This is a genomic window from Salinispora oceanensis (assembly GCF_000383575.1).
Taxonomy (GTDB): domain Bacteria; phylum Actinomycetota; class Actinomycetes; order Mycobacteriales; family Micromonosporaceae; genus Micromonospora; species Micromonospora oceanensis.
The window spans coordinates 3,297,599-3,319,332 of sequence record NZ_KB911579.1 but is presented as its reverse complement, the minus strand read 5'-3'; the positions used below and the strand labels follow the sequence as shown (position 1 = coordinate 3,319,332).

Here is a 21,734-nt window from a genome sequence, read left to right as displayed (position 1 = left end):
CCCGCCGGAGGGGCCGGCGGTCAGCGATCGGTCAGCGCAGGGAGAGCGCGGCGAGGGCGGCGTTCACGATGCTGCCCGGCAGCAGGTCGTGGAGCTCGTACAGCTCGGCGACGCTGCCGGACTGACCGAACTCGTCCACGCCAAGGGGCACCGCCGGGGCGCCGACCGCCGAGCCGAGCCACGCCATCGCGTGCGACGCCGCGTCGTGCACGGTGACCACCGGCACCCGGTCGACGAAGGCCGACCGGAGCGCGCCCGGAACGCTCGGCACGGTGGCGGTGCGGACCCCCTGGCGCAGGGTGCGCTGCCAGGCCCGGTAGAGGCGGTCCAGGCTGGTGACATCCACGACGTGCGCGGCGATCCCCTCCTCGGCCAGCTCGGCCGCGGCGGCGAGCACCTCGGGCAGGACCGCACCGGAGGCGGCGAGCTGCACGACCGGGGCGTCGGCGAGCTGCGGGTACGCCTGGTGGGCGTCAACCAGCCGGTAGGCGCCGGCGAGCACCTGCCGACGCAGCACCGCGTCGCCGATCCGGCTCCGGGCAGCCGCGAACGGAGCCTGGTCAACCGGGCGGGTACTGAGTCGGAAGTAGTAACCGCCGTCCTCCCCGGGTGCGGCGGTCGCGGCCGGCGCCGTACCCCCGGCGATCTGCCCCAACGCGTCACAGAGCAGCCAGTCCAGGGTGGTCGCGTAGGCAGGCTCGACGAAGGTGACCCCGGGCAGCTCCAAACCGACGCTGGCGGTGAGCGTCGACTGGTGTGCGCCCCCCTCCGGCGCCAGGGTGACTCCCGAGGGGGTGCCCGCGACCACGAACCGGGCGCCGGAGTAGGTGCCGTGGAGGAAGGCGTCCAGGCCCCGCAGTACGAACGGGTCGTAGACGGTCCCGACCGGCAGCAGCGGCTGCCCGGAGTGGTCCCAGGCCAGGCCGAGCTGGCCGAGCAGCAGGAACAGGTTCATCTCCGAGATACCCAGCTCGATGTGCTGGCCGGCCGGGCTCTCCGTCCAGCGCAGCATCCGGTCCTCGGACCACGCGCGCTGCGAGGTGGGCGCGAACACCCCGGCCCGGTTGATGAACCCGGCCAGGTTCGTCGAGGTGGCCACGTCCGGGGCGGTGGTCACGAGGTAACGCCCGACCTGCGGGTCACGGGACAGGTCGACCAGGACCCGACCGAAGACCTCCTGGGTGGAGACCGGCTTGTTCGCGCGTACCCGGGTCGTCTCCGGGACGCTGACGCCCAGTGCCCGCGTGCGTGGTGCCCGGGACAGCGTCTCCCGGCGTTCCCCGGCCCGGACACCGGCCGGCGACGCCGGGTCGAGGCGGTCCCACTCGGTGTCCCGGGTGTGGCCGTGCGCGGCCCGCAACTCGTCCACCTGCGCCGTGGTGAGCAGCGCCGAGTGGTTCCGCGGGTTGCCGGCGATCGGCAGTCCCCAGCCCTTCACCGTGTACGCGAAGACCACGCTGGGCCGGTCGATGACCGCGTCGCACTGGGCGTAGGCCTCCAGCATCGCCGCCAGGTCGTGCCCGCCGAGGTCGGTGACGAGCGGGCCCAGCTCGTCGTCGGGGATGTCGGCGATGAACTCCGCGACTCCCGCCGGTGCGCCGTCGAGGAACTGCTTGCGCAGCAGCGGCCCGGCGAGGCCGAAGAGCGACTGGTACTGCTCGTTCGGCATCCGGTCGATCCAGTCCCGCAACGCCGTCCCACCCGGACGGGCGTACGCGGCAGCGAGCCGGCGACCGTACTTGACCTCCACGACGTGCCAGCCCGCCGCCTCGAACTGGCCCCGCCACTGGTCGATCCGGATGCCCGGTACGACCCGATCCAGCGACTGGCGGTTGAAGTCGACCAGCCACATCACGTTGCCCAGCCCGGTGGTGGCCGGGTCGGCGACCGCCTCCCAGATGTTGCCCTCGTCCAGCTCGGCGTCGCCGATGAGGGCGACGAACCGGGACCGGGGACGGGCACCGAAGTGCGCGTCCACGTAGCGGCGGGTAACCGCCGCGAAGAGCGGCGCCGCCGCGCCCAGGCCCACCGAACCGGTGGAGAAGTCGACCTCGTCCGGGTCCTTCGTCCGGGACGGGTACGACTGGAGACCACCGCGGGCACGCAGCCGGGTCAGGTACGACCGGTCCAGGTTGCCGAGCAGGTACTGGATGGCGTGGAACACCGGGGAGGCGTGCGGCTTCACCGCGACCCGGTCCTCGGCGTCGAGGTGCGCGAACCACAGCGCCGTCATCGCGGTGACCAGCGATGCGCTGGACGCCTGGTGCCCGCCGACCTTCACGCCGTCGCCGGTGTCCCGGTCGTGGTTGGCCGCGTCCACGATCCGGGTGGCGAGCCACAGCACCCGGCGTTGGATCTCGTCGAGGACAGCAAGGTCGTGCTGGTTCACGGGGGACTCCATCCGGGCGCCGCCGTTGGCGCCCTCCGAGGGGTGGGCAGGAAGGGCCCGCCGAGGGGTGGGCAGAAAGGGCCCGCCGGCAACCAGCCGGCGGGCCCTTCTCGCACGTCAGCCCTGGACGCCGAGGCGCTCCAGGATCAGCTCACGCACGGTCTTGGCGTCAGCCTGGCCACGGGTGGTCTTCATAACCGCGCCGACCAGGGCACCGGCCGCGGCCACCTTGCCGCCGCGGACCTTGTCGGCGATGGCGGGGTTGGCGCTGATCGCCTCGTCCACCGCCGCGGTCAGCGCGCCGGTGTCGGAGACCACCTCCAGCTTGCGGTCAGCCATGATCTTGGCCGGCGAGCCCTCGCCCGCGACCACGTGCTCCAGCACCGTACGGGCCAGCTTGTCGGTGAGCTTGCCGGCGTCGACCAGGCCCTGCAACTCGGCGACCTGCTTCGGAGTGGCACCAATGTCGGCCAGCTCCACCCCGGTCTCGTTGGCCCGGCGGGACAGCTCGCCCAGCCACCACTTGCGGGCGGCGGTCGGGGTGGCGCCCGCCGCGATGGTCGCCTCGATCAGCTCGACCGCACCAGCGTTCAGGATCGACTGCATGTCCAGGTCGGACAGGCCCCACTCCTGCTGGAGCCGACGCCGGTGTACCCGCGGCAACTCCGGCAGGGCGGCCTTCAACTCGGCCACCCAGGTCGGGTCCGGCGCGACCGGCACCAGGTCCGGCTCCGGGAAGTACCGGTAGTCGGTCGCGGTCTCCTTGGAACGGCCGGAGGTGGTGTCCCCGGTGTCCTCGTGGAAGTGCCGGGTCTCCTGGGTGATCCGGCCGCCCGCGGTAAGCACCGACGCCTGCCGGATGATCTCGGAGCGCACCGCGCGCTCCACCGACCGCAGCGAGTTGACGTTCTTCGTCTCGGTACGGGTGCCCCACTGCTCACCCGGAAGGTTGAGGGAGGTGTTGACGTCGCAACGCAGCGACCCCTCCTCCATCCGTACGTCGGAGACGCCGAGCGAGCGGAGGACGTCGCGCAGCTCGGTGACGTACGCCCGGGCCACCTCCGGCGCCATCGCGCCAGCGCCGGGGATCGGCTTGGTGACGATCTCGACCAGCGGGATACCGGCCCGGTTGTAGTCGACCAGCGACTCGGTCGCACCGTGGATGCGGCCGGTGGCCCCGCCCACGTGCAGGGTCTTGCCGGTGTCCTCCTCCATGTGCACCCGCTCGATGCTGATCCGCACCGGCTCGCCGTTCACCTCGACATCCAGGTAGCCGTCCACGCAGAGCGGCTCGTCGTACTGGCTGATCTGGTAGTTCTTCGGCATGTCCGGGTAGTAGTAGTTCTTCCGGGCAAACCGGCACCACTGCGCGATCGAGCAGTTCAGCGCGAGCCCGATCCGGATGGTCGCCTCCACGGCCGCCCGGTTGGCCACCGGAAGCGAGCCGGGCAGCCCCAGGCAGACCGGGCAGACCCGGGTGTTCGGCGCCCCGCCGAAGTCGGTCGGGCAGCCACAGAACATCTTGGTGTTCGTGCCCAGCTCGACGTGGGTCTCCAGGCCGATCACCGGTTCGTAGCGCGCGACGACCTCGTCGTACGCGGGCAGTGTCGTCGTCATCGGTGCTCCTGCCTCACAGTGCCGGTGGGGTGAACGGGCCGACGGCGCTCTCCAGCGCGGCCGCGACCCGGTACATCCGATCGTCAGCCATCGTCGGTGCCATGACCTGCAGGCCGACCGGGAGCCCGTCGGCGAGGCCACAGGGCACCGAGATGCCCGGCCCGCCATACAGGTTGCTCGGAATGGTGAACAGGTCGGCCAGGTACATCTGGTACGGGTCGGCGGTGCGCGCTCCGACCGGGAACGCGACGAACGGCGTCGTCGGCGAGATCAGGGCGTCGACCTGGTCGAAGGCGGTGGTGAAGTCCCGGCTGATCAGGGTGCGCACCTTCTGCGCCTGACCGTAGTACGCGTCGTAGTAGCCCGACGAGAGGGCATACGTGCCGAGCATGACCCGGCGCTTGACCTCCGGGCCGAAACCGGCCTCCCGGGTCGCCGACATGACCTCCTCGAGCGACCGGGTGCCGTCGTCACCGACCCGCAGACCGAACCGGACACCGTCGAAGCGAGCCAGGTTCGACGAGCACTCGCTCGGGGCGATCAGGTAGTAGGCCGGCAGCGCGTACTGGAAGTGCGGGCAGGAGACCTCCACGACCTCGGCACCCAGTTTGGTGAGCGTCTCCACCGCAGCCCGGAAGGCCGCCAGCACGCCCGGCTCGGCTCCCTCCCCGGCGAACTCCCGGACCACGCCCAGCCGAACCCCGGTCAGGTCGCCGCTGGCACCGAGCCGGGCGGCGGCCACCACGTCCGGCACCGGCGCGGGGATCGAGGTCGAGTCGAGCGGGTCGTGGCCACCGATCGCCTCGTGCAGTAGCGCGGCGTCCAGCACCGTACGGGCGCAGGGGCCGGGGGTGTCCAGCGAGGACGAAAAGGCCACCAGGCCGTACCGGGAGGTCCCCCCGTAGGTGGGCTTGACGCCGACGGTGCCGGTGACCGCCCCAGGCTGACGGATCGAGCCGCCGGTGTCCGACCCGATCGACAGCGGTGTCTCGTACGCGGCCAGGGCGGCCGAGCTGCCGCCGCCGGAGCCGCCCGGGATCCGGCTCAGGTCCCACGGATTGTGGGTCGGCCCGAAGGCCGAGTACTCGGTGGAGGAGCCCATCGCGAACTCGTCCATGTTGGTCTTGCCCAACATCACTGTGCCGGCCGCCCGCAGCCGGCGCACGATCGTGGAGTCGTAGGGCGGGCGCCAGTCGGCCAGGATCTTCGACCCGGCCGTGGTCGGTACGCCCTTCGTGGTGAGCACATCCTTGACCGCCACCGGCACACCGGCCAGCGGGCCGAGCGGCTCGCCGGCGGCGCGGCGCGAATCCACGTCGCGGGCCGCGTCGAGGGCACCCTCCGTGTCGACGTGCAGGAAGGCGTGCACCCGGTCGTCAACGGCGGAGATCCGGTCCAGGTGCGCCTGGGTGACCTCGACCGCCGAGGACTCGCCCCGCGCCACCAGGCCGGCGAGTTCGGCGGCGGAGAAACTGGTCAGGTCGGTCATGAAGCCACATCCTCGTCCAGAATCCGCGGTACGCGGAACCGCTGCTCAGCGGCGTCGGGCGCGCCCGACAGCGCCTCCTGGGGCGTCAGGCACGACGCCACCACGTCGTCGCGCAGCACGTTGGTCAGCGGCACGGAGTGCGACGTCGGCGGGATGTCCGCCGCGGTGACCTCACCGACCTGGGCGACTGCCTGGAGGATCACGTCGAGTTGGCCGGCGAGGGTAGCCAGCTCCTCCTCGGTCACGGCGAGCCGCGACAGTCGCGCCAGGTGCGCGACCTCCTCGCGGGAGATGGCGGCCATCGGTGCCCCCTTCGTGGCTGTCCTGCTGATCTGTCCGCGCCCACCGCGGGCGGTGCTGCGCTACCCGCGGTGACCGCAGCGAGTCTATTGCTCCCTCCCGGCGCCGCTGCCTCGACTCCCCCCTCGGCCGCGAGGCCGGCAGGTGGGTTGGGGGTCAACGGGCCGGGTGCTGCCGGACGGCGGCCTCCGGGGCCGCCGTTGGGCGGACCGGACGATGCCGGGCCAGCCAGGCGACAAGCTCCTCCGCCGGCATCGGCCGGGCATAGAACCAGCCCTGTGCGGCGTCGCAGCCAATCGCGTGCAGCATCCGCCAGGTCCGCTCGTCCTCCACCCCCTCGGCCACCGCCCGTAGCCCGAGCGCCCGGGCCAACTCGACCACCGAGGTAACGATCGCCGCGTCGTCGGCGTCCTCGGTCATCCCGAGCACGAAGGAGCGGTCCACCTTCACCTCGGACAGCGGTAGCCGCCGCAGGTGTTGCAGGGAGGAGAAGCCGGTGCCGAAGTCGTCCAGGGCGATCCCCACGCCGAGCCGGTGCAGCCGGGTGATGGTGGCGAGCACCCGCCGCGGGTCGGCCATCAGCGCCCCCTCGGTGATCTCCAACTGAAGGCGCTGCGGCGGTACACCGTGTCGGGCGAGCCGCTCTGCGATCCGGTCGGCGATCTCCCCGGTGTGCAGGTCCCGGACGCTGACGTTCAGGGCGGCCCGGAGGACCACCCCCGCCGCCTGCCACCGCGCCAGCTGTGTCACCACGTCGTCAATGACCCGGAAGGTGAGCAGGCGCATCACCGCGCTCTGCTCGGCCACCCGGATCAACTCCTCCGGGTCGACCATCCCGCGCCGGGGGTGGCGCCAGCGCAGCAGCGCCTCGACCCCGACCACCTCCCCGGTCGCGATGGCGACCTGCGGCTGGTAGTACATGGTGATCTCACCCGCACCGCCCGGGTCAGCCAGCCCGCTGGCACGCGCCACCGCTACCCGAGGCGGCGGCCCCCCGGCTCCGTCGGTGGCCGCGGCGAGCGGATCAACAGTCCCAGCGGGGGCGGGCGGACCGGCCGGGCCAACGGTGGTACGGCGGCGAATCGGGTCGGCCGCGGTGACGATCCGCTGGATCAGCTCGTCGGAGTGGAGCAGGTGTACGCGCTGCCGTCGGCCCCACCACGACCACCGGCCCGGGTTCGGCCCGCCGGTGCGGGGCAATACCGCGCCGTCACCGCCGAGCACCGGGAACGCCGAACCGTTGCGCCCCGGGTCCGCCCCGCCGCCTTCCGCCTCCGGGAGCAGACCGGAGGCGAGAACCCGACGCAGGTCGGCGAGGAGACCAAGTCGCTCGGCCGTGTTGTGGTCGGACTCGGCCACGTAGACGGCGACCGTGTCGTTGCGCTGCTTCGCGTCGTACATCGCCACGTCGGCGTGGCGCATCAGGGTGGTGAAGTCCTCGCCGTGGTCGGGGAAGAGCGCGACCCCGATCGACCCGCCGACATCCAGCGGCAGCCCGTCCAGGGTGACCGGCTCGGCCAACGCGGCCACCACCCGGTCGGCCCGATCGCGTGCCTCGGCGACATCGGTCAGCCCGGTCAGCACGATGGCGAACTCGTCCCCGCCGAGCCGGGCCACCAGATCCCCGCCGGCGACCTCGGTCAGCCGGGCGCTCACCTCGACCAGCAGGCGATCGCCGACAGCGTGCCCAAGCGCGTCGTTGACGTGCTTGAACCGGTCCAGATCGAGCAGCAGCAGCGCCAGGCGGGCCGGCGCCGCACCATCCGCCGCCCGCTCCGCGTGCCGGTGGAGTTGCTCGCCGACCTCGGCCACCAGCGCCTTCCGGTTGGCCAGGCCGGTGAGCGGGTCGAGGGCGGCCAGCTGCTGCTGCTCACTGCTGAGCCGGGCCATCTGGTAGACCGCGAACAGCGGCGCCAACACCAGCGGGACCAGCGCCGCACTCGCCTGGGCCGCGGTGACCACCACCGGCGCAAGCAGCAGCAGCGACCCGGTGGAGAGCAGCTCGAAACCCACCCCCTGCCGCCAACGCGCCCCGAAGCGCAGCCACACCGCCGAGTTGACCAGCCCGTGGTTGACCACGAACCAGGCGAGCATCGCGCCGCTGATCGCGGCCACGTCGGTCCAGCTCAGCTGCCCGCCGCCGAAGAGGTCGCCCGGGCCGAGGCCGATCAGAACGTGGGCGGCGGCGAGGGCACAGGCGCACTGGCCGGCGTTGAAGGCGATTCGCCAGCTGGCGTGCCCCATTCGGACCCCGGACACCACGACCGCCACCGCCTGCACGGCGACCGCCGGGCCCAGCCCCCAGCCGAGCAGGATGGCGAAGGTGAAGCAGGTGGACGCGAACACCGCCGATGACTGCCGCCGGCCCGGCGGGACGAACGGGCGGGCGTCCCCGGCGACCGCCAGCACCGCCATGGTCCAGAACGCCGCGGGCAGCCGGAACACCTGGTCGGGAAGGGCCAGCAAGGAACCCGCCGACGTCAGCGTGGCCACGGCGAGGACCACCGCCACGAAGGCGAAGAACGGCGCGCTCCGTCCCGGTGGGACGAAGTTGCGCGGGTCGGCCGTCGCCATCACACCTCCCGCGGGTCAGGGTCGGCGCACCCATGCGTACGCCGTGTCCCCCATGAAACGCCCCAGGAGCCAGAATTCCCCGTACGACAGTCACGAATCGGTCGTAGTCGTAATTAAGTTGGTATACGCGCCCACTCCTGCCGGTCAGCCCTCGATCCGGGCCACCGCCTGAGCAGCCTCGGGGCCGGCGTCGAGCAACGCCTGGAAGCCCTCCTCGTCCAGCACCGGCACCTTCAGGCTCGCCGCCTTCTCCGCCTTTGTCCCAGGGTTGTCACCGACCACCACGAAGGCCGTCTTCTTCGAGACCGAGCCGGTGACCTTGCCGCCGCGCGACTTGATCGCCTCGGCCGCCTGATCCCGGGAAAAGCCGGCGAGGGTCCCGGTCACCACCACGGTCACCCCCTCCAGCGGGCGCGGCCCCTGCTCGACGGCCTCCTCCGCCATCCGCACTCCGGCCTCGGCCCACTTGCGCACCACCTCGCGGTGCCAACCCACGGCGAACCACTCCCGAACGCTCGCCGCGATGGTCGGCCCGACTCCGTCAACCGCCGACAACTCCTCCTCCCCGGCCTGGTCAATCGCCTCGACCGAGCGGAAGTGCCGGGCCAGGGCCTGCGCCGCGGTGGGACCGACGTGCCGGATGGAGAGCGCCACCAGCACCCGCCAGAGCTCGCGCTCCTTGGCCACGGTCAGGTTCTCCAGCAGCTTGACCGCGTTACTGCCGAGGCTGCCGTCCTTGTTGACGAAGAACGGGGACTGCGCCAACTGCGCGGCGTCGAGGGTGAACAGATCGCCCTCGTCGGTGATGATCTGGGCGTCGAGCAACGCGGCGGCCCCCTTGTAGCCCAAGACCTCGATGTCGAAGGCCCCCCGCCCAGCGAGGTGGAAGACCCGCTCCCGAAGCTGGGCCGGACAGCTACGCGTGTTGGGGCAACGGATGTCGATGTCGCCCTCCTTCGCCGGAGCCAGCGGAGTGTCGCAGCACGGGCACCTACTCGGCATCACGAACGGCCGAGCCTGCGGTGGGCGCAGCTCGACCACCGGGCCGAGCACCTCGGGGATCACGTCCCCGGCCTTGCGGATCACCACCGTGTCGCCGATCAGCACTCCCTTGCGCTCCACCTCGCGGGCGTTGTGCAGGGTGGCCAGCGCCACCGTCGACCCGGCCACCCGGACCGGCTCCAGGACCGCGAAGGGAGTGACCCGGCCGGTGCGCCCGACGTTCACGTCGATGTCGAGCAGCCGGGTGTTGACCTCCTCCGGCGGGTACTTGAAGGCGATCGCCCAACGCGGCGCCCGGCTGGTCGAACCCAACCGGCCCTGAATCGCCACCGGGTCAACCTTCACCACCACGCCATCAATCTCGTGCTCGACGTCGTGCCGGTGCGCGGCGTAGTACGCGATGTACTCCGCGACACCGGCCAGCCCCGGCACCACCCGCCACCGATCGCTGGTGGGCAGGCCCCAGGCCCGCAACGCCGCGTACGACTCGGACTGGGTGCTCGGCGCCCAGCCCCGGCGGGCCCCGAAGCCGTGCACGACCAGCCGCAGCGGCCGGGACGCGGTGACCCGTGGATCCTTCTGCCGCAGGCTGCCGGCGGCCGCGTTACGCGGGTTGGCGAAGGGCGCCCGCCCCTGCTCGACCAGCCCGGCGTTCAGATCCGCGAAGCCGGCGACCGGAAAGTAGATCTCACCGCGGACCTCGAGGAGAGCGGGAAGCTCCGGAAACTCGGCGGACGGCGTCAGCTCCCCCGGCACATCCCTGATACTGCGGACATTCGCCGTCACGTCCTCGCCGGTGCGGCCATCCCCGCGGGTGGCCGCCCGGACCAGGCGCCCCTGCTCGTAGGTCAGATTGATCGCGAGGCCGTCCACCTTCAGCTCGCAGAGGTAGGGAACCGGACCACCGGCATCCCGCTCGACCCGCTCGGCCCAGGCCGCCAGCTCCTCGTCGGAGAAGGCGTTGTCGAGCGACATCATCCGCTCGGCGTGCGCCACCGGGGTGAAATCGGTGGAGAAGGCGCCCCCCACCCGTTGCGTCGGCGAGTCCGGCGTGCGCAGGGCCGGGAACTCCGCCTCCAGCGCCGCCAGCTCCCGCAGCTGCTCGTCAAAGGCCGCGTCGGAGATGGTCGGCGCGTCGAGCACGTAGTAGCGGTATTGGTGCTCGGTCAGCTCCCGGCTGAGCGTCGCATGCCGCTCGCGCGCCGCTGAGGTCGGCTCCGCGCCGGCCGCCGCCTCCTGCTCCGCAGGAACCTGCTGGCCGATGGCATCCTCGGACATCGCCCTGACCTCCCATTCTTCCCACTACCCCGGGAACCGTATCGGGGCGGTGGGACATTACGCCGGTCACCCCGCCCGGGCCAGCAACGGCGAGGGCGCGCTGGCCGCCAGCCCGGCCACGACGGCCGCCGAGCTACCGGCGGGCGCGGTTGCCCGATTCGGGCAGCACCGCGACCCGCGCGCTCACCCCTGCTCGCTCAACCGCCGTCCCGCGTCCTGGCAGGCGGCGAGGACCGCTCGGGTGTGCCCTCCGGTGGCGTTCGCCAACCCGCAGGCAGGCGTGATGACAACTTGCGCGGCGAGCTGCCGACGGGGGAATCCGAGGCGGTCCCAGAGCCGGCGGACCCGCTCGGCGACCTGCGCCGAGGTCGGTGCGCCGCCGGCTGCGGACGGTCGGGTGGGCACGGCACCGGCCAGGAGGCCCAGCCCGGCGTCGATCGCCTCACCCAGCGGATCCAGGTCGGTGACCAGGTCGAGATCGAGGGCCACACCGACCGCGCCGGCCTCCCGAATCAGCTCCAGCGGCACGTCCGGGGCGCAGCAGTGCACCACGACCGGTACGCCGGCGGCGGCGATGACCTCGCGCAGCAGGCCGCGGGCTCGGCCCGATTCCACCGGCTGATACGTCCCGAACCCGCTCTCGGTCGGCACCCGCCCGGCGAGCACCGCCGGCAACGACGGCTCATCCAACTGCAGCAGCACCGAGGCCCGCGGTAGCCGACGCGCGACGGCAGCGACGTGCTCCCGCACCCCCTCGGCCAGGGAGCCGGCCAGGTCCCGCACCGCGCCGGGATCGCGCACCAACCGGCCGCCCATCGGCAGCTCCACCGCCGCGGCGAGCGTCAGCGGCCCGGCGACCTGGACCTTGACCGGCCCGGCGTACGCCTCGGCCTGCGCGGCGAGTTGGTCCAGATCCCGCTCCATCAGGTCCCGGGCCCGGCGCCGGTCCCGACCGGGGCGGGGGGCGACGCGCCACCGGGCGGCGTAGAGCTCAACCGGTAGCTCCACCAGTAGCCCGGCGGTCCGGCCGATCAGCTCCGCGCCCGGGCCGCGGGCGGGCAACTCGGGCAGGTGGGGAAGGAGGGGCAGCTCACCGAGGGCGATCCGCTGGGCCTCCGCGATGTCGGTGCCGGGGAGCGACCCGACACCGGTCGCCGCACCCGCGGGCCACGGCCACGGCTGATCACTCACGGTCGAAGACTATCCGATTCGCGGACAACCACCGCCGGGCCACCCGGTCGGTCAGGCCGCGATGGTGGCGGAGCCGAGCACGATGTCGCCTGCCGGGTCCGGACGGTAGGCCACGATCGCCTGGCCGGCCGCCACCCCGCGGACCGGCTGATGCAGCTCGGCCCGCAGCCCGTCGCCGGTCACCGCCACGGTCGCGGGCACCACATTGCCGTGCGCGCGCAGCTGCACCTCGCACTCGACCGGAGCGGCCGGCCGGGGCCCACCGATCCACACCGGACGCTCCGCCTGCACCTGGGACACCGCCAACGCCTCGGCCGGGCCCACCGTCACCGTGTTGGTCTTCGGGGTGATCGACAGGACGTAGCGGGGGCGACCGTCCACGGCCGGGCGGTCCAGGTGCAGCCCACGCCGCTGCCCGACGGTGTAGGCGTACGCCCCGGTGTGCTGGCCCACCACCTCGCCGGTGCCGGCGTCAACGACATCGCCGGGCGTCGCACCGAGCCGCTGGGCGAGGAAGCCACGGGTGTCCCCGTCGGCGACGAAGCAGATGTCGTGCGAGTCCGGCTTGTCGGCCACCGCCAGGCCACGCCGGGTTGCCTCCGCTCGGACCTGCGTCTTCGTCGAATCCCCCAGCGGGAACATCGACCGGCTCAGCTGCTCGCGGGTGAGCACGCCGAGCACGTATGACTGGTCCTTGGCGAGATCGACGCTTCGGCGTAGCAAACCGTCGGCGCCGAGCCGCGCGTGGTGGCCGGTGACCACGGCGTCGAAACCCAGGGCCACGGCCCGGTCCAGCACCGCGGCAAACTTGATCTTCTCGTTGCAGCGAAGGCAGGGATTCGGGGTACGGCCGGCCGCGTACTCGGCGACGAAGTCGTCCACCACGTCAGCCTGGAACCGCTCGGCCATGTCCCACACATAGAACGGGATGCCGAGCACATCGGCGGCCCGCCGGGCGTCCCGGGAGTCCTCCAGCGTGCAGCAGCCCCGGGCGCCGGTGCGATAGGTCTGCGGGTTACGGGCCAGCGCCAGGTGCACCCCGGTCACGTCATGACCCGCCTCGGCGGCCCGCGCCGCCGCGACCGCGGAGTCCACGCCGCCCGACATCGCCGCCAGCACCCGCACCCCGACCACCTTCTTCACAACCGTCGGGCACCGCGGTGGTGCCCGGACGAGCGTAACCACCCCAGCCGCCGCCCCCAAACCCAGCGCGCCCCGCGCTCCCGGGCGGCGCTACCGAGCGAACCGCTGCCGCCGTGCGACGACGGGATCAGCGCGTTGCGCGGAGGCTACCGGCGCGCCGGGCCCGGTCGACCGCCTCCGGCAAAGCTGCGATCAACGCGTCAACCTCCTCCGGCGTACTGGTGTGGCCGAGCGTGAAGCGCAGCGAGGAGCGGGCACGGGCGCTGTCGGCGCCCATCGCAAGCAGCACATGGCTCGGCTGGGCGACTCCCGCCGAGCACGCCGAGCCGGTGGAGCAGGCGATACCCCGCGCGTCGAGCAGGAGCAGCAGCGCATCGCCCTCACAGCCCGGGAAGGAGAAGTGGGCGTTGCCGGGCAGGCGATCGTTCGGGTCGCCGTTGAGCACCGCCTCCGGCACCGCCTGCCGCACCCGCGCCACGAGGTCGTCCCGGAGGGCGGCGACCCGGGCCGCGTACTCCCGCTGGTGCCGGACCGCCGTCTCCAGGGCGACCGCGAACGCGACGATTCCGGCCGTGTCCAAGGTCCCCGAGCGGACGTCCCGCTCCTGGCCACCGCCGTGCAGCAGCGGGGTCACCGCGACGTCCCGGGCAAGCACCAGGGCACCCACCCCGGCCGGCCCGCCGAGCTTGTGCCCCGTCACGGTGAGCGCCGAGACGCCGCTGGCGGCGAAGTCCACCGCCACCTGACCAACGGCCTGGATCGCGTCGGTGTGCAGCGGCACCCCGTGCTCGGCGGCCACCGCGGCCAACTCGGCAACCGGCTGGACCGTACCCACCTCGTTGCTGGCCCACATCGTCGTGATCACCGCCACCTGGTCGGCGGCGGCGGCCAACTCGGCGCGCAGCCGCTGCGGGGTGACCCGGCCGAGGGCGTCGACCGGAAGCCAGCTCACCTCGGCGCCCTCCTGCGCGGCCAGCCAGTCGACGGCGTCGAGCACCGCGTGGTGCTCCACCGCACTGGACACCACCCGCGTCCGCCGGGGCTCGGTGGACCGGCGGGCCCAGAAGATGCCCTTGACCGCGAGGTTGTCGCTCTCGGTGCCACCCCCCGTGAAGATCACTTCGGCGGGGCGGGCGCCCAGCGCGGCGGCCACCCGCTCACGCGACTCCTCCACCCGACGGCGGGCCTGCCGGCCCGCCCCGTGCAGGGCGGAGGCGTTGCCGACCTCGCGCGCGGTGGCGACGTACGCCTCCAACGCCACGTCGAGCATTGGAGTGGTCGCCGCATGATCCAGGTAAGCCATCAGGTTCAGCCTAACGACCGGATCGGGGTCAACCGAAAGCCGGAGGGCTTCCGGGAAGAACCGCGCCGCACCGGGTGGGCAAGCCGTGGCAGCTCAACCGAGCCGGCGGCCGAACCGCTTGTCGAGCGCCACGACGGCACCGGCCACGAGGGCGACCCCCAGGATCCGCAGCCATGTCCCGGGGCCGATGGGCGCCGTCCGGAACAGTGTGTTCAGCACCGGCAGGTAGGTGAGCGCCACTTGGCCGAGCGCCTGGAGCAGGACCCCACCGATCAGCCAGCGATTGGTGAACAGTCCCAACCGCCACGCCGAGTGGCGCAACGACCGGCAGCTGAACAGATAGAAGATCTGCACGGCGACGACGAGGTTCACCGCCGCGGTACGGGCCTGCGCCAGCTCCGCGCCGCCGCTCAACTCCCACTCGAACACCCACCAGGCGCCCGCCACGACCAGGGCGGAAACGAGCAGAATCCGCATCACCAGAGCGCTGGTCAGCAGCGGCTGGGCCGGATCCCGGGGCGGCCGGGACATGATCCCCTCTTCCTTCGGCTCGAACGCGAGCGTCAGGCCGAGCAGCACCGCCGAGGTCATGTTGATCCAGAGGATCTGGCTGGGCAGGATGGGCAGCGCGGTGCCGAGCACGATGGCGACGAGGACCAGCATGCCCTCCGCCGCGTTGGTGGGCAACGTCCAGGTGATGAACTTGGTGAGGTTGGCGAAGACGCCCCGCCCCTCCTCGACGGCCGCCTCGATCGTGGTGAAGTCGTCATCGGTGAGGATGATGTCCGACGCCTCCTTGGCCACCTCGGTGCCGCTGCGTCCCATCGCCACCCCGATGTCGGCCTGCCGCAGGGCCGGCGCGTCGTTCACGCCGTCCCCGGTCATGGCGACCACCTGTCCATCGGCCTGCAACGCCTCCACCAGCCGCAGCTTCTGCTCCGGCGACACCCGGGCGAAGACCGCCGCCCGGTCCACCGCCGCCGGGCCGTCGGCGGGCGAGAGCCGCGCGAGGTCAGCGCCGGAGAGCACCGCGCCGGACCCCGGTTCCGCGGCCAGTAGCCCGAGGCGACCGGCGATGGCGCACGCGGTGCTCCGATGATCACCAGTGATCATCTTCACCGCGATGCCGGCCCGCTGGCTGGCGGAGATCGCGTCAGCGACCGCGGCCCGGGGCGGATCAAACATGGCGTGCAGGCCGGTGAAGACCAGGCTGCCGGGCAACTCCTGCGCTACCAACTCGGCGTCACCGTCCATCCGCACCTGCGCCGTGGCCAGCACCCGTAGCCCCTCGCCGGCGAGCGCGCCGGCGGCGGCCAGCACCTCGTCCCGGTCCAGCGGCACCGATCGCCCCTGCTCGTCCAGCGCCGCGACGCTCCACTCCACCAGCCGCTCGACCGCGCCCTTGACCAGCACCACCCGTCCGCCGTCGCGGGTGTCGTGCAGGGTCGCCATGAACTGCCGCTCCGAGGTGAACGGGACCGACGCGACCCGGGGTAGCTCGTCGGCCACCGCCGCGGCCCACAGGTCGGCCTTGGCCGCCACCACCAACATCGCGCCCTCGGTCGGGTCGCCGAGCACCACGTACCCCTCGTCCCGCTCCACCAACCGGGCGTCGTTGCAGGCCACTCCGGCGAGCAGCGACCAGCGCAGCGCCCCCTCACCGGAGATCCGGACTGGCTCGCCGTCGGGACCCCGGATCTCACCGGCTGGTTGGTATCCGCTGCCGGTAACCTCGTGCCGGCCGGCCACCGTCCAGAGCATCCGCACCGTCATCTGGTTCTCGGTCAGGGTGCCGGTCTTGTCGGTGCAGATCACCGTCGTGCTGCCCAGCGTCTCCACCGCCGGCAGCCGCCGGATCACCGCCTGCCGGCGGGCCATCCGCCCAACCCCGATCGCCAGTGTGATCGTCACCGCCGCGGGCAGCCCCTCCGGGATGGCCCCGACCGCCAACGCCACGGCAGCGGTGAACATCTCGCTGCCGCTCGCCCCCCGCAGGATGCCGACTCCGAAGGCCACCCCGGCGAGCACGAGAATCACGACGGTGAGCAGCCGGCTGAAGCGGGCCAGCTTGGTCGTCAGCGGGGTGTCCAGCACCTGGGCGCTACCGACCAGGCGGTGGATCCGACCCAGCTCCGTCTCGGCCCCGGTGGCCATGACCAGACCGGCCGCCGAGCCGCCGGTGACGAGCGTGCCGGAGTAGAGCATGTTCCGACGGTCGGCCACCGGAGTCTCGTCCGGGACAGCGACCTCGTCCTTGCGGACGGGCTGCGACTCACCGGTCAGGGTCGACTCGTCGACCCTGACCTCGTCGGCGCGGGCCAGGCGTAGATCGGCGGGGACCTTCTCCCCCGCCTCGACCAGCACCAGGTCGCCGGGGACGACCTCCGCCGACGGCACCCGCCGTGGTTGACCATCCCGGACCACCCGGGTCTCGGTCCGCACCATCGACCGCAACGCGTCCAGCGCGGCCTCGGCCTTGGACTCTTGCAGGAACCCGACCAGGGCGTTGACCAGGACCACACCGAAGATCACGACCGAGTCGACGTACTCGGCGAGCAGCAGGGTGACCAGGCCGGCGCCCACCAACACGTACACGAGGGGGTTCTGGAACTGGCGGAGCAGCCGGCGGAGCAGGCCGCCGCGGGTGGCGGCCGGCAGGACGTTGGCCCCGAAGCGCTCCCGCCGGTCGGCCGCTGCCGCGTCCCCCAGGCCACGCTCGGTGTCGGTCTCGAGCAGCAGCACGACCTCGTGCAGGGCCAACGCGTGGTGGCCCCGGTCGGGCGTCCTCGACATCCGCGCTCCTCGTTCCCTGCCTCGGCGGGGTGCGTGCGGGGCACGAAGGCCATCTTCGCAGGTTGACGCGGCGATCGTACGGTTGTGGGCAGAGACCGACACGACCAGCGCCGGGAACCCGATGGGTTCCCGGCGCTGGTCAGGTCTGGCGCGTCAGCTCACCGGCGCTTGCGGATCTCCTCGGCGGTCTGCGGTACGACCTTGAACAGGTCACCCACCACGCCGAAGTCGGCGAGCTCAAAGATCGGCGCCTCACCGTCCTTGTTGACCGCGACAATCGTCTTTGAGGTCTGCATGCCGGCCCGGTGCTGGATCGCGCCGGAGATTCCGAGCGCGATGTAGAGCTGCGGGGAGACCGTCTTGCCGGTCTGACCCACCTGGAACTGGTGCGGGTAGTAGCCCGAGTCAACGGCGGCGCGGGACGCGCCGACGGCGCCACCGAGCAGGTCCGCCAACTCCTCAACGAGCTTGAAGTTGTCGGCGGTGCCGACCCCACGGCCACCGGAGACGACGACCGACGCCTCGGTCAGCTCCGGACGGCTGCCCTTCTGCTCGGCGACCCGGTTGACGACCCGGGCCAGCTTGTCGGCGGCCGAGACCGAGACGGTGAGCTGCTCGACGGCCGGGGTGGCTGCGGCCGGTTCCGGGGTGATCGAGTTCGGCCGAACGGTAACCAGCGGCAGGCCACGGGTGACCTTGGACTTCACAATGGTGGAACCGGCGAAGACAACCTGCGTGGCGGTACCGTCGGCGTCCAGCCCGACCACGTCGGTCAGGATGCCGTTGTCGAGCTTCACCGCGAGGCGAGCGGCGATCTCCTTGCCCTCCTGGGCGGAGGCGAGCAGCACCGCGGCGGGCTGTACCCGCGTAACCAACTCGGCCAGGACGGTGGCCTTGGGCGAGACCAGGTGGCCGTCGATCTCCGCACTCTCGGCGGCGTAGATCTTCGCTGCCCCGTACTCACCCAGCTTCGCGCTCAGGGCCTCGGCTGCGCCGGGGCCGCCGAGCACGACCGCGCTCGGCGTACCCAGGCCACGGGCGAGGGTGAGCATCTCCAGGGTGACCTTCTTGACGCCGAACTCCCGGGTGGCTTCGACGACGACGAGAACCTCAGACATGTCCAGACCTGCTCTCACACGAACTTCTCGGTGGCGAGGAACTCGACCAGCTGCGTGCCGCCGGCGCCCTCGTCGGTGACCTTCGTGCCGCTGGAGCGCGGCGGTCGCTTGCTGTGCTCCAGCACGGCGCTGGTCGCGCCGGCGTGACCCACCTCTGCCGGGGCGACACCGAGGTCAACCAGGGGCAGGGTCTGCACCGGCTTCTTCTTGGCGGCCATGATGCCCTTGAAGGAGGGGTAGCGCGGCTCGTTGATGGTGTCCCAGACGGAGACCACCGCGGGGGTCTCGGCGGTGACCACCTCGTAGCCCTCCTCGGTCTGCCGCTCGATGGTGAGCGTGCCGCCGTCAACAGTGAGCTTCCGAGCGCCGGTCAGCGCGGCGATGCCGAGCCGCTCAGCGATCATGTGCGGCAGGACCTGGACCCGACCGTCGGTGGACTCGGCACCGCAGAGCACCAGATCGGCGTTCAACTGCCCGAGCGCGGCGCTGAGCACCTTGGAGGTGGCCACCGCGCAGGACCCGGCCAGGGCGTCGTCCAGGACGTGTACGGCCTTGTCCGGCCCCATGGAGAGCGCCTTACGGATCGACTCGGTCGCCTGGTCGGGCCCCATGGTCAGGATGGTGACCTCGCCGCCGTGCGCCTCCTTGATCTTCAACGCCTCTTCGATGGCGTACTCGTCCATCTCGTTGATGACGTTGTTCGCCGAACCGCGGTCGACGGTGTTGTCGTCAGTACGCAGGTTGCGGTCCGCGCCCGAATCGGGCACCTGCTTGACGAGTACGACGATATTCATCGCGCTTCGACGACCCTCCTGTATTTGGTGCGATTCGCTCGCCCGGTCTGGGGCGCAGCCTCCCGCGTAACTCAACGCGCGGTCAACCACGGACGCTGTGCGGTTGCCCACGACGCCATGTTACCCACAAGTAGCTTCCAGCTCCGGGGCCCGTATGGTGACACAGCTCACCGAGCGCGGCTCAGGCCGGCTCCACCAACGCACCCCGGATGCGCTCGATCATCGCTGTCTCCTGCGGGGTGACCCCCCGGTGCGCCCCGGCCGCCTGGTCGGCGGCGGCCAACACCACCTCCCGGTAGGTCGGCACGTCCTGCGGAGACTTCTCCCGCAGGATCGCCACCGCCCGGGTCAACGCCGGAAGCACCACAGACTCGATCTCGAGCTCCGAATCACGCGGCAGCCGGGGCAGGGGACCACTGGTCAGCACCGCCTTGACCACCCCACTGGAGTCAGCCAGCGCGGCGGAGGCGGCGAAGCTCTCCCGGACCAGCGCCAGCACACCGGGCTCCACATTTGATACGAGGACGACCGCGCCGAAGGCGCCCGTCTTGAGGGTCAGCCGCTCCTCGGCCGTCAACCGCTGCTCCATGATCACGGAGTGTAAATGTCGCGCCCGCCGTGGGGTGTGGCAACAACCACGGGTACGTCATGATGGTGTCATGGCTCGGCTGTACGTTCTCCTCTTCCTCGCTCAGGTCGTCCTCGCCGTCATCGCGTTGATCAGCTGCCTCTCGGCCGAGGAGGGCGACATCCGCGCCCTGCCCCGGATCGCCTGGGTGCTGATCATCCTCTTCTTCCCGTTGGTCGGCTCGATCGCCTGGTTCGTCGCCGGCCGCGAGACCAGAGCCGGTCAGCCCGGGGGCGGCCGGCCGACCGGCTTCGGTCTCACCGGGCGCCGGCACCGCCCGATCGCCCCGGACGACGACCCGGAGTTTCTCCGTTCGGTCGAGGAACGCACCCAGAGCCAGGCCGACCGGGAGCTCTTCCGCCGTTGGGAGGAGGACCTGCGCCGTCGCGAGGACGATCTGCGCCGCGGGGACGGCGAGCAGAAGCGACCCGAGGCCTGACCCGCCTCAGGCGAGACTCGACGACCGGGGATACGCGTCCCCCGGGTCGGTCACCACGTTGACCAGATACGGCACCCCGGCCGCGAAGGCCCGCCGCAGCGCCGCCCCCAGGTCGGCGGCCTTCGTCACGGTCTCGCCCGCACCACCCAACGCCTGGACCACCCGGTCGTAACGGAGCTCCGGCTGGAGGTCGGCGGCCACGTCGTAGCCGTACAGTGCCCGCATCGGATGCTTCTCCAGCCCCCAGATGCCGTTGTTACCGACGACTATCACCACCGGCAACCGCTGCCGAACCAACGACTCCACGTCCAGCAGGGAGAAACCGGCCGCACCGTCCCCCATCAGTACGCAGATCTGCCGGTCGGGGTGGGTAACCCGAGCACCCATGGCGTAGCCCATCCCGGTGCCGAGGCAGCCGTACGGACCGGGGTCGAGCCAGGTACCGGGCTGGGCGGGCTCCAGGTACCGACCCGCGTACGAGACGAAGTCGCCGCCGTCGCCAATGGTGATCGCGTCCCGGGCCAGTACCCGGCGCAGCTCGCCGTAGACCCGGGCGGGCCGGATCGGGTCGGTCTCCGCGGCCATCTCCGCGGCGTCACGGGTACGGGCAGCATCCTCGGCGGCGCGCAACTCGGCGACCCACTCCGTGTGGTCGGTGCGGTCGCCGGGGTGGTCGGCGAAGGCGGACAGGATCAGTCGCAGGTCGCCGGCGGGTGCGGCGGCCGGCTGGCGGTGCCCGGCACGCTGACCCGGCGCGTCCACGACGTGCACCACCGCCGCGGCGCCGAAGTCGCCGAAGTTGAGCCGGAAGTCCAGCGGCGTGCCGACGACCACCACCACGTCGGCCTGCCGCAACGCCACCCGGCGAGACTTGGCGAAGGCGAGCGGGTGCTCCGGCGGCAGCGCACCCCGGCCCATGCCGTTGGCGAAGACCGGCACCGCGAGGGCCTCGGCCGCCGCGCGCAGGGCGTCGACAGCAGCGCCGGCGTAGACGTCCGAGCCGGCGATCAGCACGGGGCGCTGACCGTGGGCGATCAGGTCAGCGGCCTTCGCCACCTCCGCCGGGTCCGCCTCGACCGGGGCGATCGGAGCGATGGCGGGCAGCTCGGCGTCGGCCACCGCGAAGGCCACCTCCAGGGGGAGGTCCACAAAGACCGGGCCACGATGCGGGGTGAGCGCCGTGGTCAACGCGCCGCTCACCACGTGCGGGATGTCCTCGGGGCGGAACACCGTCTCGGCGTGCTTCGTCACCGGGGTGACCAACGGCAGGTGATCCAGCTCCTGAAGACTGCCCGCCCCCCACCGAAACTGTGGTGCTCGCCCACCGAGCACCAGGATCGGTGATGCGTTGAAGAGGGAGCTGGTCAGCCCGGAGATGCCGTTGGTGACGCCCGGTCCGGCGGTCAGTACCGCGAGGCCGGGGCGGCGCTGCAGCTTCGCCACCGCCTCGGCGGCGAAGACCGCCGACTGCTCGTGCCGGACGTCATAGATCGGAAACCCGAGCTGGTGTGCGGCGTCGTAGAGCGGGAAGACGTGCCCACCGGAGAGGGTGAACATCTCCCGCACCCCGTGTGCCCGCAGCGCCGCCAGCGCGAGTGCCCCGCCGTGCCCCTCGATCCGCTCCGACATGACCAGCTCCCCTGCCCGCGGAAGGTCCGGGCTTACGCTACCCAGCG

General features: G+C 72.1%; 15 protein-coding genes. 1 reads left to right on the top strand and 14 read right to left on the bottom strand.

The window, feature by feature from the left end:
* Positions 1-31: 31 nt before the first annotated feature.
* From SALPAC4_RS0115505 to SALPAC4_RS0115445, 13 genes are all read right to left on the bottom strand, one after another.
* Positions 32-2,389 (bottom strand): transketolase-like TK C-terminal-containing protein, encoded by a 2,358-nt coding sequence (locus SALPAC4_RS0115505; protein WP_027644449.1) that lies wholly within the window; start codon positions 2,387-2,389, stop codon positions 32-34.
* 117 nt (positions 2,390-2,506) lie between these two features.
* Positions 2,507-4,006, bottom strand: coding sequence for an Asp-tRNA(Asn)/Glu-tRNA(Gln) amidotransferase subunit GatB (gatB, locus tag SALPAC4_RS0115500; protein WP_019871103.1), 1,500 nt, complete (start codon positions 4,004-4,006; stop codon positions 2,507-2,509).
* A gap of 13 nt (positions 4,007-4,019) precedes the next feature.
* Positions 4,020-5,495 carry an Asp-tRNA(Asn)/Glu-tRNA(Gln) amidotransferase subunit GatA gene (gatA, locus tag SALPAC4_RS0115495; RefSeq protein ID WP_018743028.1) on the bottom strand — a complete coding sequence of 492 codons (1,476 nt, stop codon included), beginning with the start codon at positions 5,493-5,495 and terminating at the stop codon, positions 4,020-4,022.
* A complete protein-coding gene (gene gatC / locus SALPAC4_RS0115490) occupies positions 5,492-5,797 on the bottom strand; it encodes an Asp-tRNA(Asn)/Glu-tRNA(Gln) amidotransferase subunit GatC (RefSeq protein WP_018220804.1) in 306 nt (101 codons plus the stop codon). Before gatC ends, gatA begins: the two co-directional genes overlap by 4 nt.
* A 154-nt stretch (positions 5,798-5,951) precedes the next feature.
* Positions 5,952-8,369 carry a putative bifunctional diguanylate cyclase/phosphodiesterase gene (locus SALPAC4_RS0115485; RefSeq protein WP_019871102.1) on the bottom strand — a complete coding sequence of 806 codons (2,418 nt, stop codon included), beginning with the start codon at positions 8,367-8,369 and terminating at the stop codon, positions 5,952-5,954.
* Between the two features lie 144 nt (positions 8,370-8,513).
* The gene (gene ligA / locus SALPAC4_RS0115480; protein ID WP_019871101.1) at positions 8,514-10,649 is read right to left on the bottom strand and encodes an NAD-dependent DNA ligase LigA; all 2,136 of its coding nucleotides are present in this window, start codon (positions 10,647-10,649) and stop codon (positions 8,514-8,516) included.
* A gap of 183 nt (positions 10,650-10,832) precedes the next feature.
* The gene (locus tag SALPAC4_RS0115475) at positions 10,833-11,840 is read right to left on the bottom strand and encodes a uroporphyrinogen decarboxylase/cobalamine-independent methonine synthase family protein (RefSeq protein ID WP_019871100.1); all 1,008 of its coding nucleotides are present in this window, start codon (positions 11,838-11,840) and stop codon (positions 10,833-10,835) included.
* Between the two features lie 51 nt (positions 11,841-11,891).
* Positions 11,892-12,965: a tRNA 2-thiouridine(34) synthase MnmA gene (gene mnmA / locus SALPAC4_RS0115470; RefSeq protein WP_188116872.1), complete on the bottom strand. Its 1,074-nt coding sequence runs from the start codon at positions 12,963-12,965 to the stop codon at positions 11,892-11,894.
* 145 nt (positions 12,966-13,110) lie between these two features.
* Complete coding sequence (locus SALPAC4_RS0115465; RefSeq protein ID WP_019871098.1) at positions 13,111-14,286, bottom strand: cysteine desulfurase family protein; 1,176 nt, start codon at positions 14,284-14,286, stop codon at positions 13,111-13,113.
* A 93-nt stretch (positions 14,287-14,379) separates the two neighbouring features.
* Entirely contained in the window at positions 14,380-17,079 is a 2,700-nt protein-coding gene (locus SALPAC4_RS0115460; protein WP_027644451.1) for a cation-translocating P-type ATPase, read from the bottom strand.
* Positions 17,080-17,237: 158 nt separating this feature from the next.
* A complete protein-coding gene (locus SALPAC4_RS0115455) occupies positions 17,238-18,197 on the bottom strand; it encodes an electron transfer flavoprotein subunit alpha/FixB family protein (RefSeq protein WP_018729833.1) in 960 nt (319 codons plus the stop codon).
* A 14-nt stretch (positions 18,198-18,211) separates the two neighbouring features.
* A complete protein-coding gene (locus SALPAC4_RS0115450; RefSeq protein ID WP_019871096.1) occupies positions 18,212-18,991 on the bottom strand; it encodes an electron transfer flavoprotein subunit beta/FixA family protein in 780 nt (259 codons plus the stop codon).
* A 181-nt stretch (positions 18,992-19,172) separates the two neighbouring features.
* Positions 19,173-19,586, bottom strand: a complete 414-nt coding sequence (locus tag SALPAC4_RS0115445) for a hypothetical protein (protein WP_019871095.1) — start codon at positions 19,584-19,586, stop codon at positions 19,173-19,175.
* A gap of 64 nt (positions 19,587-19,650) precedes the next feature.
* Between SALPAC4_RS0115445 and SALPAC4_RS0115440 the strand changes: the two genes are divergently transcribed.
* The gene (locus tag SALPAC4_RS0115440) at positions 19,651-20,058 is read left to right on the top strand and encodes a PLD nuclease N-terminal domain-containing protein (RefSeq protein ID WP_019871094.1); all 408 of its coding nucleotides are present in this window, start codon (positions 19,651-19,653) and stop codon (positions 20,056-20,058) included.
* 6 nt (positions 20,059-20,064) lie between these two features.
* Here SALPAC4_RS0115440 and SALPAC4_RS0115435 read toward each other — a convergent pair whose 3' ends face one another.
* Positions 20,065-21,687, bottom strand: a complete 1,623-nt coding sequence (locus tag SALPAC4_RS0115435) for an acetolactate synthase (RefSeq protein ID WP_019871093.1) — start codon at positions 21,685-21,687, stop codon at positions 20,065-20,067.
* Positions 21,688-21,734: the final 47 nt, after the last annotated feature.

Coding starts and splice junctions, on each gene's coding strand:
- gatB (WP_019871103.1), bottom strand. CDS start 4,006: ATGACGACGACACTGCCCGCGTACGACGAGGTCGTCGCGCGCTACGAA.
- gatA (WP_018743028.1), bottom strand. CDS start 5,495: ATGACCGACCTGACCAGTTTCTCCGCCGCCGAACTCGCCGGCCTGGTG.
- gatC (WP_018220804.1), bottom strand. CDS start 5,797: ATGGCCGCCATCTCCCGCGAGGAGGTCGCGCACCTGGCGCGACTGTCG.
- SALPAC4_RS0115485 (WP_019871102.1), bottom strand. CDS start 8,369: ATGGCGACGGCCGACCCGCGCAACTTCGTCCCACCGGGACGGAGCGCG.
- ligA (WP_019871101.1), bottom strand. CDS start 10,649: ATGTCCGAGGATGCCATCGGCCAGCAGGTTCCTGCGGAGCAGGAGGCG.
- SALPAC4_RS0115465 (WP_019871098.1), bottom strand. CDS start 14,286: ATGGCTTACCTGGATCATGCGGCGACCACTCCAATGCTCGACGTGGCG.
- SALPAC4_RS0115460 (WP_027644451.1), bottom strand. CDS start 17,079: ATGTCGAGGACGCCCGACCGGGGCCACCACGCGTTGGCCCTGCACGAG.
- SALPAC4_RS0115455 (WP_018729833.1), bottom strand. CDS start 18,197: ATGTCTGAGGTTCTCGTCGTCGTCGAAGCCACCCGGGAGTTCGGCGTC.
- SALPAC4_RS0115450 (WP_019871096.1), bottom strand. CDS start 18,991: ATGAATATCGTCGTACTCGTCAAGCAGGTGCCCGATTCGGGCGCGGAC.
- SALPAC4_RS0115440 (WP_019871094.1), top strand. CDS start 19,651: ATGGCTCGGCTGTACGTTCTCCTCTTCCTCGCTCAGGTCGTCCTCGCC.
- SALPAC4_RS0115435 (WP_019871093.1), bottom strand. CDS start 21,687: ATGTCGGAGCGGATCGAGGGGCACGGCGGGGCACTCGCGCTGGCGGCG.